This window comes from Rhizobium sp. Leaf384, assembly GCF_001424065.1.
In the GTDB taxonomy this organism is placed as follows: domain Bacteria; phylum Pseudomonadota; class Alphaproteobacteria; order Rhizobiales; family Rhizobiaceae; genus Ferranicluibacter.
In genome coordinates this window covers 1,249,046-1,263,252 of sequence record NZ_LMQE01000001.1, presented here as the reverse complement: position 1 = coordinate 1,263,252, position 14,207 = coordinate 1,249,046, and the positions used below count along the sequence as shown (strand labels likewise).

Annotated in this window: 10 protein-coding genes; 9 read left to right on the top strand and 1 reads right to left on the bottom strand. The window is 64.9% G+C overall.

The features are described 5' to 3' along the window. The first annotated feature begins 106 nt into the window (after positions 1 to 106). From ASG25_RS05805 to cysG, 9 genes are all read left to right on the top strand, one after another. Positions 107 to 694, top strand: a complete 588-nt coding sequence (locus ASG25_RS05805) for an ANTAR domain-containing response regulator (RefSeq protein ID WP_062472274.1) — start codon at positions 107 to 109, stop codon at positions 692 to 694. A 43-nt stretch (positions 695 to 737) separates the two neighbouring features. Beyond that, a complete protein-coding gene (locus tag ASG25_RS05800) occupies positions 738 to 2,009 on the top strand; it encodes a CmpA/NrtA family ABC transporter substrate-binding protein (RefSeq protein ID WP_156379600.1) in 1,272 nt (423 codons plus the stop codon). A gap of 343 nt (positions 2,010 to 2,352) precedes the next feature. Next, positions 2,353 to 3,645: a CmpA/NrtA family ABC transporter substrate-binding protein gene (locus tag ASG25_RS05795; RefSeq protein ID WP_062470463.1), complete on the top strand. Its 1,293-nt coding sequence runs from the start codon at positions 2,353 to 2,355 to the stop codon at positions 3,643 to 3,645. 62 nt (positions 3,646 to 3,707) lie between these two features. Beyond that, on the top strand, positions 3,708 to 4,598 hold the full coding sequence (gene ntrB / locus ASG25_RS05790) for a nitrate ABC transporter permease (protein ID WP_062470460.1): 891 nt from the start codon (positions 3,708 to 3,710) through the stop codon (positions 4,596 to 4,598). Positions 4,599 to 4,612: 14 nt separating this feature from the next. Next, positions 4,613 to 5,410 carry an ABC transporter ATP-binding protein gene (locus tag ASG25_RS05785; RefSeq protein WP_062470456.1) on the top strand — a complete coding sequence of 266 codons (798 nt, stop codon included), beginning with the start codon at positions 4,613 to 4,615 and terminating at the stop codon, positions 5,408 to 5,410. Between the two features lie 11 nt (positions 5,411 to 5,421). Next, on the top strand, positions 5,422 to 7,869 hold the full coding sequence (gene nirB / locus ASG25_RS05780; RefSeq protein WP_062470453.1) for a nitrite reductase large subunit NirB: 2,448 nt from the start codon (positions 5,422 to 5,424) through the stop codon (positions 7,867 to 7,869). 20 nt (positions 7,870 to 7,889) lie between these two features. Continuing rightward, complete coding sequence (nirD, locus tag ASG25_RS05775; protein WP_062472271.1) at positions 7,890 to 8,267, top strand: nitrite reductase small subunit NirD; 378 nt, start codon at positions 7,890 to 7,892, stop codon at positions 8,265 to 8,267. Positions 8,268 to 8,316: 49 nt separating this feature from the next. Further along, positions 8,317 to 11,022 carry a nitrate reductase gene (locus tag ASG25_RS05770; protein WP_062470450.1) on the top strand — a complete coding sequence of 902 codons (2,706 nt, stop codon included), beginning with the start codon at positions 8,317 to 8,319 and terminating at the stop codon, positions 11,020 to 11,022. Continuing rightward, the gene (cysG, locus tag ASG25_RS05765) at positions 10,994 to 12,577 is read left to right on the top strand and encodes a siroheme synthase CysG (protein ID WP_082479925.1); all 1,584 of its coding nucleotides are present in this window, start codon (positions 10,994 to 10,996) and stop codon (positions 12,575 to 12,577) included. The genes ASG25_RS05770 and cysG overlap by 29 nt, the downstream gene beginning before the upstream one ends. Here the strand turns inward: cysG and ASG25_RS05760 are convergent. Then, a complete protein-coding gene (locus ASG25_RS05760) occupies positions 12,543 to 14,129 on the bottom strand; it encodes a gamma-glutamyltransferase family protein (protein ID WP_062472268.1) in 1,587 nt (528 codons plus the stop codon). The two genes, cysG and ASG25_RS05760, sit on opposite strands and share 35 nt — an antisense overlap. Between the last annotated feature and the right edge of the window lie 78 nt (positions 14,130 to 14,207).

The window sequence follows — 14,207 nt, the reverse complement described above, 5'->3', positions numbered from 1 at the left end:
ATCTTTGCCGGGTCGGGAGCAAGCACGAACACCGGCATCCGCTATGGCCAGAAATGTTGCCGGTTCGCAGCTTGCACATTCTGTTGCGCTGCACAAGAATAGGTGCATGCGCCATGCCGATCTCACGATCCTCGTCATCGACGAAAATGCCATCCGCTCCTCGATCATCGAGGAAGGCCTGCGCGAGGCCGGACATCTCAAGGTGACCGTGATCCACGAGGTGAACGGTGTCGCGCGGATCATCGAGACGCTGAAGCCCGATGTCATCATCATCGATCTCGAAAACCCGAACCGGGACATGATGGAGCACCTCTTCCAGCTGACCCGGACGGTCAGCCGCCCCATCGCCATGTTCGTCGATCGGTCGGATACGGCCTCGATCGAGGCGGCGGTCGATGCCGGCGTCTCCGCCTATATCGTCGATGGCCTGCGCAAGGAGCGGGTAAAACCCATCCTCGACATGGCTGTCAGCCGGTTCAATGCCTTTTCCCGGTTGCAGCGGGAGCTGGCGGACGCCAAATCGGCTTTAGAAGATCGCAAGGTGGTCGAACGGGCCAAGGGCATCGTGATGAAGATGCGCGGTCTCTCCGAGGAAGAGGCGTTTGCCCTGCTGCGTCAGACGGCCATGAACGAGAAAAAGAAGATCGCCGAAATCGCGCAGAGTGTCGTGACGGCGGCGGGGCTGCTCACATGATCACGTCCCTGCACCGCTCTGTCGCCCATCGGAGGAGATGCCCATGACCTCAACGCTTGTGGCGCCCGGTGCGGCGCTTGCCGCGCCGGCGCTGGGCGCAAAGCGCGACGGTGCACGTGTGCTCCGGGCAGGATTCATTCCCCTCGTCGATGCCTCCGTGCTGATCGCCGCCGCCGAGTTCGGTTTCGCAGCCCACGAGGGCCTGACGCTCGAGCTTGTTCGCGACGTTTCCTGGGCCAATGTTCGCGACCGGCTGGCGTTCCGGCAGTTCGACATTGCCCACATGCTGTCGCCGATGCCCGTCGCTTCCATGCTGGGACTCGGCTCGAACCCATCGCCGACGATCACCCCGTTTTCGCTTGGGCGCGGGGGCAACGCCATTACCTTGTCCACCCGCCTGTTTGCCCGCATGCGGGATGCGGGCGCGCCCGACGGTGGCGATGCTTTGACGAGCAGCCGGATGCTCCGGCACGTTCTGGGCAGGATGCGCGAGGCAGGCGAGGCGCCGCCGACCTTCGGCATGACCTATCCATTCTCGTCACACAATTACGAGTTCCGCTATTGGCTGGCCGCTGGCGGGATTGATCCGGACCGGGACGTCAAGCTGGTGGTGGTTCCCCCGCCGCTGACATCGGATGCCCTGGCGGCGGGCGCCATCGACGGCTTCTGCGTCGGCGCCCCCTGGAACATGATCGCGTCGGAACGCGGCGTCGGCCGCATCGTCGCCGCCAAGCAAGACATCTGGCCCTCCGCCCCGGAAAAGGTCATCGGCATGCGGCCGGACTGGGCGGAAGGCCATCCGGAAACCGTCTCTCGCCTGCTGGTCGCGTTGGATGCGGCCGCGCGCTGGTGCGACCGGAGCGAAAATCACGACAAGCTGGCGGCGCTCCTTGCGCAGCCGAACTACCTCGCCGCCCCGGTCGATATCATCCGCCGGGTCCTGGCCGGAGAGTTTAGCCTCGATGACACGGGCGAGCGTCGCGTCATCCCCGACTACTTCACCTTCCACCGCGGTTTTGCAAACTATCCGCGGCCGGGGCACGTGCTCTGGACCTACAGCCAGATGCTGCGCTGGGGACAGGCCGATTGGTCGCAGGTGTCCGCGGAGAAGGCCATGTCGGCCTATCGGCCCGATCTCTACCGCGCAGCGCTGGGTACCGGTCCCGAGGATGCGGACCTGCGTGTGGAAGGCACGATCGAGGGCGATCGTTTCATGGACAACGTCACCTTCGACCCGCATCGACTTCAGGACTATGTCGCCGGCTTTCCCGTTCGCTGCCTGCCGAAATCTGACCGTCTGCACGACGACGTGTGATTCAGATTGCCGTTTCGCAATGCACCATCCGCGGTGCGCTCCAAGCATATGGTGAAAACGTAGGCAGGAAGGCTTTTGTCTACATTTGATGCAGCGAGTGGATTGTCTTGTTCTTCCAATCGCTTCGCATGGACAGGGCAAACTGGCACGCCTTTTGCTTTTCCTCATTAGCTCAGTCAACGGCGATTGAAGCGAAAGAGCGCAAGATGCGCTCACCCCATGACATCGACGTCGCAAGGTTTTTGCTCCAGAGCTTCAAGCTTCTCGGGATGCATTCTCCAAGCGGCGTTTTTTTGTGCCCCGATTTCTCGGCCTCCGTTCGTTTCACCAGAGGATTTTTCCGATGACCCGCAGTTTCACCCCGTCCTTCACCCGCCGTTCGATCCTTAAAACCACCACGACCGCAGCCCTTGTGGCGGCCGTCAGGTCCGCCTTTCCCGGCGGCGCCTTTGCGCAAGGCACGGGCCCGGAGACCACCAAGGCAACCCTCGGCTTCATTGCGCTGACGGACAGTTCTCCGCTGATCGTCGCCAAGGAGAAGGGATTTTTCGACAAGCATGGCATGACCGAGGTGAACGTCGTCAAGCAGGCGTCCTGGGGCACGACACGCGACAATCTGGTTCTCGGCTCGGCCGGCAACGGCATCGATGGCGGGCATATCCTGACGCCCATGCCCTACCTGATTTCGACTGGCAAGGTGACCCAGAACAATCAGCCTCTGCCGATGTCGATCCTTGCCCGTCTCAATCTCGACGCGCAGGCGATCTCGGTCGGCGCGGCCTATGCGGACTTGAAGGTCGGCCTTGATTCCGGTGTGCTGAGGGAGGTCTTCGCTAGGAAGAAAGCAGACGGCGCGGCTGCCAAGGTTGCCATGACGTTTCCCGGTGGCACGCACGATCTCTGGATCCGTTACTGGCTCGCCGCCGGCGGCATCGATCCTGATACGGATGTCGAAACCATTGTCGTTCCTCCGCCGCAGATGGTTGCCAACATGAAGGTCGGCACCATGGACTGTTTCTGCGTGGGCGAGCCGTGGAATGCGCAGCTGGTCAACCAGGGCATCGGCTACACCGCCGTCAATACGGCCGAGATCTGGGACAAGCATCCCGAGAAGTCCTTTGCCATGCGCAGCGATTGGGTGGAGGCGCATCCCAATGCTGCAAAGGCGCTGACCATGGCGATCATGGAAGCCCAGCAATGGTGCGACGAGATGGGCAACAAGGAAGAGCTGGCCGATATCATCGGCAAGCGCGCCTGGTTCAACGTGCCGGCCAAGGACATCGTCGGACGCCTCAAGGGCGCATACGACTACGGCAACGGCAAGGTGGTCGACCAAAGCCCGCACCTCATGAAGTTCTGGGCGGATCATGCCTCCTACCCCTACCAGAGCCACGATGCCTGGTTCCTCACCGAAGACATGCGCTGGGGAAAATATGCCGCGGATACGGACATCAAGGCCCTGATCTCCAAGGTCAACCGCGAGGATATCTGGCGCGCCGCCGCTCGGGATCTCGGCATCACCGATGTGCCGGCCTCCACGTCGCGCGGTGTCGAAACCTTCTTCGACGGAAAGATCTTCGATCCGGCAAGTCCGGAAGCCTACCTGCAGAGCCTTTCAATCAAGCGGTTCGCCTGACCTGGCCCCCGGGTCGGCGCCCTGCGCGCCGGCGGCACACCCTCATTTTTCAGGAGACCGGCATGTCCGTCACCAATCTCAATACGTCCCCTTCGAAGGCGAAGCGAAGCGCACAGGTCGTCGCTTTTTCGGCGCCGGTCAAGCGACGGGCGCCATCGTCGCTCTGGCGGCGCCTGTCGGCGATCTCGGGCGATCTCGTGCCGCCGCTCGTCACGCTGATCGTCCTGCTCGCCGCGTGGGAACTGCTTTGTTCCTCTCCGACATCGAGCCTGCCGTCGCCCACACGCGTCATGGCCGAGAGCTGGGACCTGATCGTACACCCCTTCTATGTCGGCCAGGGCACCGATCAGGGGATGGCCTGGCACATTCTGGCAAGCCTCCAGCGCGTCGCCGTCGGCTATGCCATCGCGGCCGTCGTCGGCATCGCCATGGGCGTGCTTGTCGGCCAGAGCCAGTGGGCCATGAAGGGTCTCGACCCGATCTTCCAAATCCTGCGCACCGTGCCGCCGCTCGCCTGGCTACCCCTCTCGCTTGCCGCGTTCCGTGACGGCAATCCTTCGGCCATCTTCGTGATCTTCATCACGGCCGTCTGGCCGATCATCATCAACACCGCCGTCGGCATCCGCAATATTCCGCAGGACTACCAGAACGTCGCCAAGGTGTTGCGCCTCAACCAGTTCGAATATTTCGGCAAGATCATGCTGCCGGCCGCAGCCCCCTACATCTTCACCGGCCTGCGCATCGGCATCGGCCTTTCCTGGCTCGCCATCGTCGCCGCGGAAATGCTCATCGGCGGTGTCGGCATCGGCTTCTTCATCTGGGATGCGTGGAATTCCTCGCTCATCAGCGACATCATCGTCGCCCTCATCTACGTCGGCGTTGTCGGCTTCTTCCTCGATCGTCTCATCGCATTCATCGGCCGCGCGGTCACCCGCGGCACTGCAACGGCCTGAAGGAGGACGTTCCCATGGCAAAAGCCTATCTCTCCATCGAAATGGTCGACAAGTCCTTCGAGCGCAACGGCCAGATCTCGGAGGTGCTCAAGCAGATTTCGCTCGGCGTCGACAAGGGCGAGTTCATCTCGATCATCGGCCATTCCGGCTGCGGCAAGTCCACTCTGCTCAACCTCGTCGCCGGCCTGACCAAGGTCAGCAGCGGTGCTGTGCTGCTGGAGGACAAGGAGGTCTCCGAGCCCGGCCCGGAACGCGCGGTGGTGTTCCAGAATCACTCTCTGCTTCCCTGGCTCAGCGTCTACGAAAACGTGTCGCTGGCCGTCGACAAGGTCTTTGCCCGCAAGAAGACGAAGGCGGAACGTCACGACTGGGTCATGCGCAACCTCGATCTCGTGCAGATGACGCATGCCCGGGACAAGAAGCCATCCGAAGTCTCCGGCGGCATGAAGCAACGTGTCGGCATCGCCCGCGCGCTTGCCATGGAGCCGAAGGTTTTGCTGCTCGACGAGCCCTTCGGCGCGCTCGATGCGCTCACCCGCGCCCATCTGCAGGATCAGGTCATGCAGATTCACGCCAAGCTCGGCAACACCGTGTTGATGATCACCCACGATGTGGACGAGGCCGTGCTGCTGTCGGACCGCATCGTCATGATGACCAACGGCCCGGCGGCCCGCATCGGCGAAATTCTCGACGTTCCGATCGGCCGCCCACGCAATCGCATCGAGCTGGCCACCGACCGCACCTACCTGAAGTGCCGGGAAGCCGTCCTGAAATTCCTCTACGAGCGCCACCGTCTCGTGGAAGCCGCATAGGAGAGGATGAGATGAAACAGAAACTCGTCATCATCGGCAATGGCATGGCGCCCGGCCGGATGTTGGAAGAACTCTTCGAGCGGGCCCCCGGCCTTTACGACGTCGTGATCTTCAACGGCGAGCCGCGCGTCAACTACGACCGCATCATGCTCTCGCCGGTTCTCTCGGGCGAAAAGCTCTACGAGGACATCGTCATCCATGGGGATGATTGGTATGCCCGCCACGGCGTCACCCTCCACAAGGGCGCGAAGGTGACCGGCATCGACCGTACGGCCAAGACCGTGACGTCCGCAAACGGCGTGACGGAAAGCTATGACAAGCTCGTCATCGCCACGGGCTCTTTGCCCTTCATCATTCCCGTGCCCGGTCATGACCTGCCCGGCGTGCTGGCCTACCGCGACCTCGATGACGTCGAGAAGATGCTGGAGGCCACCAGGCGCGGTGGCCGGGCCATCGTCATCGGCGCGGGCCTGCTCGGGCTCGAGGCCGCCTATGGCCTGAAGCGTCAGGGCATGGATGTTACCGTCATCCACATCATGCCGACGATCATGGAGCGCCAGCTCGATCCGCCGGCCGCCTATCTGCTCGAGAAAGCCCTGAACGATCGCGGCATCGAGATCATCACCAAGGCCAATACCAAGCGCATCGTCGGTGAGGACAAGGTCGAGGGTATTGAGCTCGAAGATGGCCGGATCATCGACGGCACGATCGTCGTGATGGCCGTCGGCATCCGTCCGGCAGCCCAGCTCGCCAAGGATGCGGGTGTCGTCACCAACCGTGGCATCGTCGTGGATGACGGCATGATGACGTCGGACGGCGCGATCTTCGCCCTCGGCGAATGCGCCGAACACCGCGGGGTCTGCTACGGCCTCGTCGCGCCGCTCTATGAAAGTGCAAAGACGCTCGCGGATCGCCTGGTGGGCGGCGCTTCGGAATATCGCGGCTCCGTCGTCAACACCAAGCTGAAAGTCACGGGCATCAATCTCTTCTCGGCCGGCGACTTCGCCGAGGGAGACGATCGCGAGGAAATCGTGCTGCGCGATGCCACCGCGGGCGTCTACAAGCGCCTCGTGCTCAAGAACAATCGCATCGTCGGCGCGGTCCTCTACGGCGAGACGGCCGACGGTGCCTGGTTCTTCGACATGATCAAACGGGGGACGGACATCTCCGAGATGCGTGACACCCTCATTTTCGGCCAAGCCTATCAGGGGGGCAGCCCGCTGGACCCTACGGCGGCCGTTGCAGCCTTGCCGGATGATGCGGAAATCTGCGGCTGCAACGGCGTCTGCAAGAGCAAGATCGTCGGGACGATCACGGCAAAGGGCCTGACATCGCTGGACGATGTGCGCGCCCACACCAAGGCGTCCGCCTCCTGCGGCTCCTGCACAGGCCTCGTCGAACAGCTGATGGCGCTGACGATGGGCGACAGCTACAATCCCTCTGCGGTCCAGCCCATGTGCACCTGCACCGAGCTCGGGCATGACGACGTGCGCCGCCTGATCGTCGCCAAGGGCCTGAAGACCATTCCCGCCGTCATGCAGGAGCTAGAATGGAAGACCTCCTGCGGCTGCGCCAAGTGCCGGCCGGCGCTCAATTACTACCTCGTCTGCGACTGGCCGGACGAGTATGCCGACGACTACCAGTCGCGCTTCATCAATGAGCGCGTTCATGCCAACATCCAGAAGGACGGCACCTATTCCGTCGTTCCGCGCATGTGGGGCGGCGTCACCAATGCGGGGGAACTGCGGGCCATCGCGGATGTGGTCGACAAGTTCGAGATCCCCATGGTGAAGGTGACCGGCGGCCAGCGCATCGACCTTCTGGGCATCCACAAGGAGGATCTGCCGGCGGTTTGGGCGGATCTCGGCAAGGCCGGTTTCGTCTCGGGTCAGGCCTATGCCAAGGGCCTGCGCACCGTGAAGACCTGCGTCGGCACGGACTGGTGCCGGTTCGGTACGCAGGATTCCACCGGGCTCGGAATCAGGCTCGAGAAGTTCATGTGGGGGTCCTGGACCCCGGCCAAGCTGAAGCTTGCGGTTTCCGGCTGTCCGCGCAACTGCGCGGAGGCGACCTGCAAGGATATCGGCGTGATCTGCGTCGACAGCGGGTACGAGATCCACTTTGCAGGCGCTGCCGGCCTCGACATCAAGGGGACCGAAGTGCTGGGGCTTGTGCCCACGGAAGACGAGGCGCTCGAGCACATCGTGGCGCTGGCGCAGATGTACCGCGAGCAGGGACGCTACCTCGAGCGGATCTACAAATGGGCAAAGCGGGTCGGACTCGATGAGATCCGCCGCCAGATCATGGGCGATTCCGAAAAGCGCAGGGGCTATTTCGACCGCTTCGTCTTTTCCCAGAAATTCGCACAGGTCGATCCTTGGTCGGAGCGCGTCTCCGGCAAGGACAAGCACGAGTTCAAGCCCATGGCCGTCGTCGGCATGGCGGAAGCGGCGGAGTGAGGATGATGGACACGAAGATCATGGGCAGGCGCGATGCGGAATGCGTTCAAGGCGGCTTCGACCGGGACTGGGTCGACATCGGCGTTCTCCACGACATTCCTCTGCGCGGCGCCCGGTGCGTCCGCACGCCGCTGGGCCGGATCGCGGTTTTCCGCACGGCGGACGATCAGGTGTTTGCGATCGAGGACCGCTGCCCGCACAAGGCCGGTCCCCTGTCCCAGGGCATCGTCCACGGAACGTCGGTCACCTGCCCCCTGCACAACATGGTGATTTCGCTCGAGACCGGACAGGCACAAGGCGCCGACGAGGGCGAGGTCCGAACCATCCCGATCCGCAACCGTGATGGCCGGCTGTCCATCGCGGTCGATACGCTCGGCCTGCTCGTCGCGGCAGAATAGCGACGCTCCGATGGGGACCAATCCTCACGTCAACCCTGGGAAGATGCCGATGCCCGTCGAGATCAAGACGACCTGTCCCTACTGTGGCGTCGGCTGCGGCGTCATCGCCCGCGTCGCGGAGGATGCCGTCGTTTCCGTGCGTGGCGATCCCGACCACCCGGCCAATTTCGGTCGGCTCTGCTCCAAGGGTTCGGCGCTTGCCGAAACCATCGGTCTCGACGGGCGTCTTCTGACGCCCCGCATAGCCGGCGCGCCTGCGACCTGGGACGCGGCCCTCGACCGCGTCGCCACGACCTTCTCCGACACGATCCGGCGCTATGGGCCGGATTCCGTGGCTTTCTATGTCTCGGGGCAGCTTCTCACCGAGGACTACTACGTCGCCAACAAGCTGATGAAGGGTTTCATCGGGTCGGCGAACATTGACACCAATTCCCGCCTCTGCATGTCGTCCTCCGTTGCCGGCCATCTGCGCGCCTTCGGGTCGGATACGGTGCCGGGCACCTATGCCGATCTCGAATGCGCCGATCTCGTCGTTCTCACGGGGTCGAACCTGGCCTGGTGTCACCCGGTCCTCTTTCAGCGCCTCGTCGCTGCCAAGGCCGCACGCCCGCATATGAAGATCGTCGTCATCGACCCCCGCCGTACGGCGACATGTGATATCGCCGACCTGCATCTCTCCATCCTGCCCGACGGCGACACCATGCTCTTTGCCGGCCTGCTGGCCCATCTCGCTGCGGAAGACGCGCTGGATCGAGACTACATTGCACAGCATACCGAGGGTTTCTGGGACGCCCTTGGGCGCGTCGCGCATCTGACGCTTGCCGGCATCGCAGCGGAAACTGGGCTCGAAAGCGCGGATGTCGCGACCTTCTACGCGCTCTTCGCCAAGGCCGAGAAGACCGTCACCTGCTACAGCCAGGGGGTCAACCAGTCGTCCTCCGGCAGCGACAAGGTCAACGCCATCATCAACTGCCACCTCGCCACCGGCCGCATCGGCAGGCCCGGCATGGGCCCCTTCTCGCTGACCGGCCAGCCCAATGCCATGGGGGGACGCGAAGTGGGCGGGCTTGCCAACATGCTCGCGGCGCACATGGCAATCGAGAGCGCCAGGGATCGCGAGACCGTTCAGCGCTTCTGGCAATCGCCCGTCATGGCCAACAAGCCCGGATTGAAGGCTGTGGATCTCTTCCGGGCTGTCGCCGATGGTCGTGTGAAGGCGATCTGGATCATGGCCACCAATCCTGTCGTCTCCATGCCCGAAGCCGATCTGGTCCGGGCCGCTTTGGCGGCTTGTCCTTTCGTCGTCGTCTCGGATGTGGAAGCAGAGACTGATACAACGGCCCACGCCCATGTCCTGCTGCCCTCGCTCGGCTGGGGCGAAAAGCAGGGCACGGTGACGAATTCGGAGCGTCGCATCTCGCGGCAGCGCGCCTTTCTTGCCGCGCCGGGGGAGGCGAAAGCCGACTGGTGGCAGATGGCGCAGGTCGCTGCACGCATGGGCTTTGGCGCAGCCTTTGACTTTCCGGATGCTGCCGCCGTCTTTGCCGAGCATGCTGGGCTGTCCGCCTTTGAAAACGACGGCACGCGCGATTTCGACATCGGTGCGCATGCCGATATCTCGGCCGACGCCTATGAAGCGCTCGCGCCCTTCCAGTGGCCGCAACCGGCGGGCTTTGCGCCGGCTGTCGGCGACAGCCGGTTCTTCGCGGAGGGGCGCTTTTATCATGCGGACGGCCGGGCGCGCTTCGTGCCCATCGTTCCCGCCCGCGATCACCGCACGACGCCAGCCTATCCCTTCACGCTCAATACCGGGCGCATCCGCGACCAGTGGCACACGATGACGCGGACCGGCAGGACGGCGCGACTGACCGCGCATCTGGCCGAGCCCTTCGTGGAGATCCATCCGGACGACGCCCAGGCGCTCGGGCTGACGCCGGCCGATCTTGTGGTGCTGGCGAGCGCGCAGGGAAGGGCCGTGCTGCGGGCCTTGGTGACCGCGCGCCAGAAGCCCGGTCACCTCTTTGCGCCCATGCATTGGAACGACCAGTTTTCCTCCGCCGGACGCATCGATGCCCTGGTGCCGGGGCTGGTGGATCCGGTCTCCGGCCAGCCCGCCTCCAAGCATGTGCCGGTCCGCGCTGCAAAGCTTGATGTCGGGCTTTACGGCTTTGCCATCTCGCTCGAAAAGCCGAGACTGTCTGGATCCTCCTCCCGTCCGCTCGTCTATCACGCGCTGGCACGCGCGGCCGGCGGCTGGCGCCTGGAGTTTGCGGCTGCACCCCTGTCTCTTGAGGAGGAGGGCGGGGCGCAGGATCGCGACTGGACCGGGTGGAGTGTCGACACGCTCGGCATTCCCCCGGGCCTTGAACCCCTCGGCTACCGCGACGCCGTCACCGGCCAGATCCGGATGGCCTTCTTCGATGGCGAACGCCTCCTCGGTGCCGTCTTTCTCAGCCCGCGCCCGGTCGCGGTCGCTCGCAACTGGGCCATCTCCCAGCTGAACGCCTCGCATTCCGATCTCCGGCGTCGTTTTGCCGTCGTCGCGGGCCGTCCGGGTGCCGAGGCGGTCGATCCCGGCGCGACGGTCTGTTCCTGTTTCAATGTCGGCATCAACCAGATCGTCACCGCAGCGGCCGGCGGTTGCCGCACGGTCGAGGCCATCGGCAAGGCGCTGAACGCCGGCACCGACTGCGGCTCCTGCCGCGCAGAGATCAGGGAGATCCTTCATGGAACACGTATCGCTGCTGCGGAGTGAGACCACCGCCTCCCGCGACGGATCGCCATTGAACGCGACGGCCCGTGTCGAGGCTCTCGCGAAGCTGCCGGTCTTCTGGGGGCTCGAAGGCAAGCGCGTCGTCCTTGCCGGCGGCACGGAAGGGGCGTGCTGGAAGGCAGAGCTTCTTGCGGCCTGTGGCGCCGAGGTCCATGTCTTTGCACCCGACGACATGCTCTGCGACGTCTTCGCCGACATGCTCGGGCGTCATGCGCAGGAGCGCGCGGCGGGCAGGGCACGCGGCGCTTTCGTCCACCACGCACGACAATGGTCGGCGGATGTCCTGTCCGGTGCCGCGCTCGCCATTGCCGATTGCGACGCGCAGGACGAGGCGCGCGCATTCCACGACGCTGCGGTTGCGGCTGGCGTACCGGTCAACGTCATCGACAAGCCGACCTTCTGCCAGTTCCAGTTCGGCTCGATCGTCAATCGTTCGCCGGTCGTCGTCGCGATCTCCACCGATGGCGCCGCGCCGATCCTGGCGCAGGCCATCCGCCGGCGCATCGAGACGCTTCTGCCGCAGAGCATCAAAGCCTGGTCGGTGCTCGCCCAGTCGCTGCGCGATGCGGTCGCCGCGCGGCTCACGCCGGGGCCGGAGCGTCGCGCCTTCTGGGAGTCTTTCGTCGATCGGGCCTTCACCAGCCTGCCAGCCCCCGAAAGCGCCGCGAACCTGATCGCCGAAGCCGACCGCCTTGCCGCCGGCCGCAGAGCCACGAGCGATGCGCCTGTGATCGGCAAGGTCACGCTGGTCGGCGCCGGTCCGGGCGATGCGGAGCTCTTGACCCTGAAGGCCGTGCGCGCGCTTCAGGCCGCTGATGTCATCCTGTTCGACGACCTTGTCTCCGCCGATGTGCTCGAGCTCGCCCGCCGGGAGGCCAAGCGCATGCTGGTCGGCAAACGAGGCGGGCGGACGAGCTGCAAGCAGGAGGACATCAACGCCATGATGATCACCTTCGCCAAGGCCGGCAAGACCGTCGTCCGCCTGAAGAGCGGCGACCCCATGGTCTTCGGCCGTGCCGGGGAGGAGATCGCCTGTCTCAAGTCGCATGGCATTCCGGTGGATGTCGTGCCCGGCATCACGGCGGCCAGCGGGCTGGCTGCGCGGCTCGGCGTGTCGCTCACCCACCGCGATCACACCCACGCCGTCCGCTTCATCACCGGCCACTCGCGCAACGGCTGTCTGCCGACGGATATCGACTGGCGCGCCTGCGCCGACCCGCGCACCACGACCGTGTTCTACATGGGTGGACGGACAGCCCCCGCCATTGCCGCGCGCCTGATGGCCGAGGGCATGAGCGCCGACATGCCGGTGGTCATCGCCTCCAGCATCAGCCGTGCGAACGAGCGCCACTGGCATGGCACGCTTTCGACTCTGCCTATCGGCATTGCCGACATCGGCACCGACAATCCCGTGCTGATCGCTGTCGGGCCCGTGTTTCCAGGCGCGACCGCAGGATCGGCCACGGTTCCACAGGACGAGGGATCACCCATGCTGCGCGCGGCTAGCGAGCCGGCGACATATCCGGTTCGGGCGTGACCGCGATGGCGAGGCCGTCCCCGCGCGGATCATGCGCGCCTTCGAAGGTCCCGTCGGCGTTGACACGAATGATCCCCGCCTGTCCGGCAATCGGGCTCCGCGCGGGTAGGGGCGACAGGAGATGGCCACGGTCGGCCAGCGCTGTCAGGACAGGTTCGCCGACGTCCGCCTCCAGCTTCAGGCTGTCGCGGCTGTCGGAAAACGTCTTGCCGAGCAGAAAGCGCGGTCCGGCCAGCGCCTGGGCGGGATCCTCGCCAAAATCGATCATCCGGGTCAGCAGCATCGCGAGCGTCTGAGGCTGCCCGTCAGCCCCTTGTGTTCCGTAGATCAGCTCGGGGCGGCCATGGCGCAGGCCAAGGCCGGGATTGAGCGTGTAGAACGGCCGCTTGCCGGGCGCCAGCGTGTTGGGATGGCCGGGATCGAGCGAGAAGGCAGCGCCGCGGTTCTGCCAGAGAATGCCGGTATCGCCGACAACCACGCCGCTTCCCCAGTCGAAATAGGTGCTCTGGAGCACGCTGACGCTGCGTCCCGCCGCATCGCTCGCGCCGAAGAACACGGTATCGCCGGTCTGAAACACATGCGGCCAGGCCTTGGCTCTCGCGAGATCGATGGCCTGGGCCCGCGTCCTCAGATGGTCCGGATCGAGCAGCGCATCGATCCGCTGGGTGCCGCCATCGGGATCGGCAATGCCGTTGCGGTCGAGAAAGGCCTGCTTCACGGCCTCCACGCAGAGATGGAGGTGATCGGCATGTCCGGCCTCGAGCGCAGCGAGATCGAAATGGGAGAGAATCCCCATGATCGCAAGCGTGGTCACGCCCTGTGTCGGCGGTGGCGGCGCCAGCAGCTCCATGTCCCGATAGAAAAGGCTTGCCGGCGTCTCTTCGCGCGTCCGCGTTGCGGCCAGGTCCGCCGCCGTCAGCGGAGAACCCGCTGCGCGCAGACCGTCGGCGATCGCTTCGGCGAGCGGCCCGGCGTAGAAGGCACGTGGCCCCTCCGCCGCCAGCCGTTCGAGCGTCCGGGCAAGCTGCGGCTGGCGAAAGGTCGCTCCGATCGCAGGAGCCGCGCCGCCCGGCATGAACACCGGGGCAAATCCCGGCCAGGTTCGGGCCTCGGCATGGCGGAAGTCGAGCCAGAAGGCCTGCGATGCCGTCACCGGAAAGCCATCGCCTGCAAAGCCGATGGCATCCGCGAGCAGGCTCGGGAAGGTGCGCGTGCCGCCCCAGTTCTTTTCCGAATAGGCGAGCGCATGCCCCCAGCTGTCGACCACGCAGGCGGTGGTCAGAGCCGAGCCCGGTCCGCGGACGGGAATGGTGGCTTCGTCCCCAGCTCGTGCCGGTAACTGACGCGCCGACTGGCCAATTCCGAGGAAGCAACGCCGCCCCCCGTCCGGGTCGGCGACGATCCAGACGGCATCTCCCCCGAGGCCGCAGAAATGCGGATAGAGCACGGCGATGGCAGCACCCGTGGCAATGCAGGCCTCGAGCGCATTGCCGCCTTCGCGCAGCACGCGTGCGCCTGCTTCGCTCGCCAGCGCATGCGGGCTCGTGACCATGCCGCCGCGCCCGCGTGCAAGGCTTGGCCGGGTCGTGCCGGACGTTTCCGTGGATGGACCTCTGCTCATCGCCTCATC

Coding starts and splice junctions, on each gene's coding strand:
- nirD (WP_062472271.1), top strand. CDS start 7,890: ATGGGCAGGCGCGATGCGGAATGCGTTCAAGGCGGCTTCGACCGGGAC.
- ASG25_RS05795 (WP_062470463.1), top strand. CDS start 2,353: ATGACCCGCAGTTTCACCCCGTCCTTCACCCGCCGTTCGATCCTTAAA.
- ASG25_RS05785 (WP_062470456.1), top strand. CDS start 4,613: ATGGCAAAAGCCTATCTCTCCATCGAAATGGTCGACAAGTCCTTCGAG.
- ASG25_RS05770 (WP_062470450.1), top strand. CDS start 8,317: ATGCCCGTCGAGATCAAGACGACCTGTCCCTACTGTGGCGTCGGCTGC.
- ntrB (WP_062470460.1), top strand. CDS start 3,708: ATGTCCGTCACCAATCTCAATACGTCCCCTTCGAAGGCGAAGCGAAGC.
- cysG (WP_082479925.1), top strand. CDS start 10,994: ATGGAACACGTATCGCTGCTGCGGAGTGAGACCACCGCCTCCCGCGAC.
- nirB (WP_062470453.1), top strand. CDS start 5,422: ATGAAACAGAAACTCGTCATCATCGGCAATGGCATGGCGCCCGGCCGG.
- ASG25_RS05805 (WP_062472274.1), top strand. CDS start 107: ATGCGCCATGCCGATCTCACGATCCTCGTCATCGACGAAAATGCCATC.
- ASG25_RS05760 (WP_062472268.1), bottom strand. CDS start 14,129: ATGGTCACGAGCCCGCATGCGCTGGCGAGCGAAGCAGGCGCACGCGTG.
- ASG25_RS05800 (WP_156379600.1), top strand. CDS start 738: ATGACCTCAACGCTTGTGGCGCCCGGTGCGGCGCTTGCCGCGCCGGCG.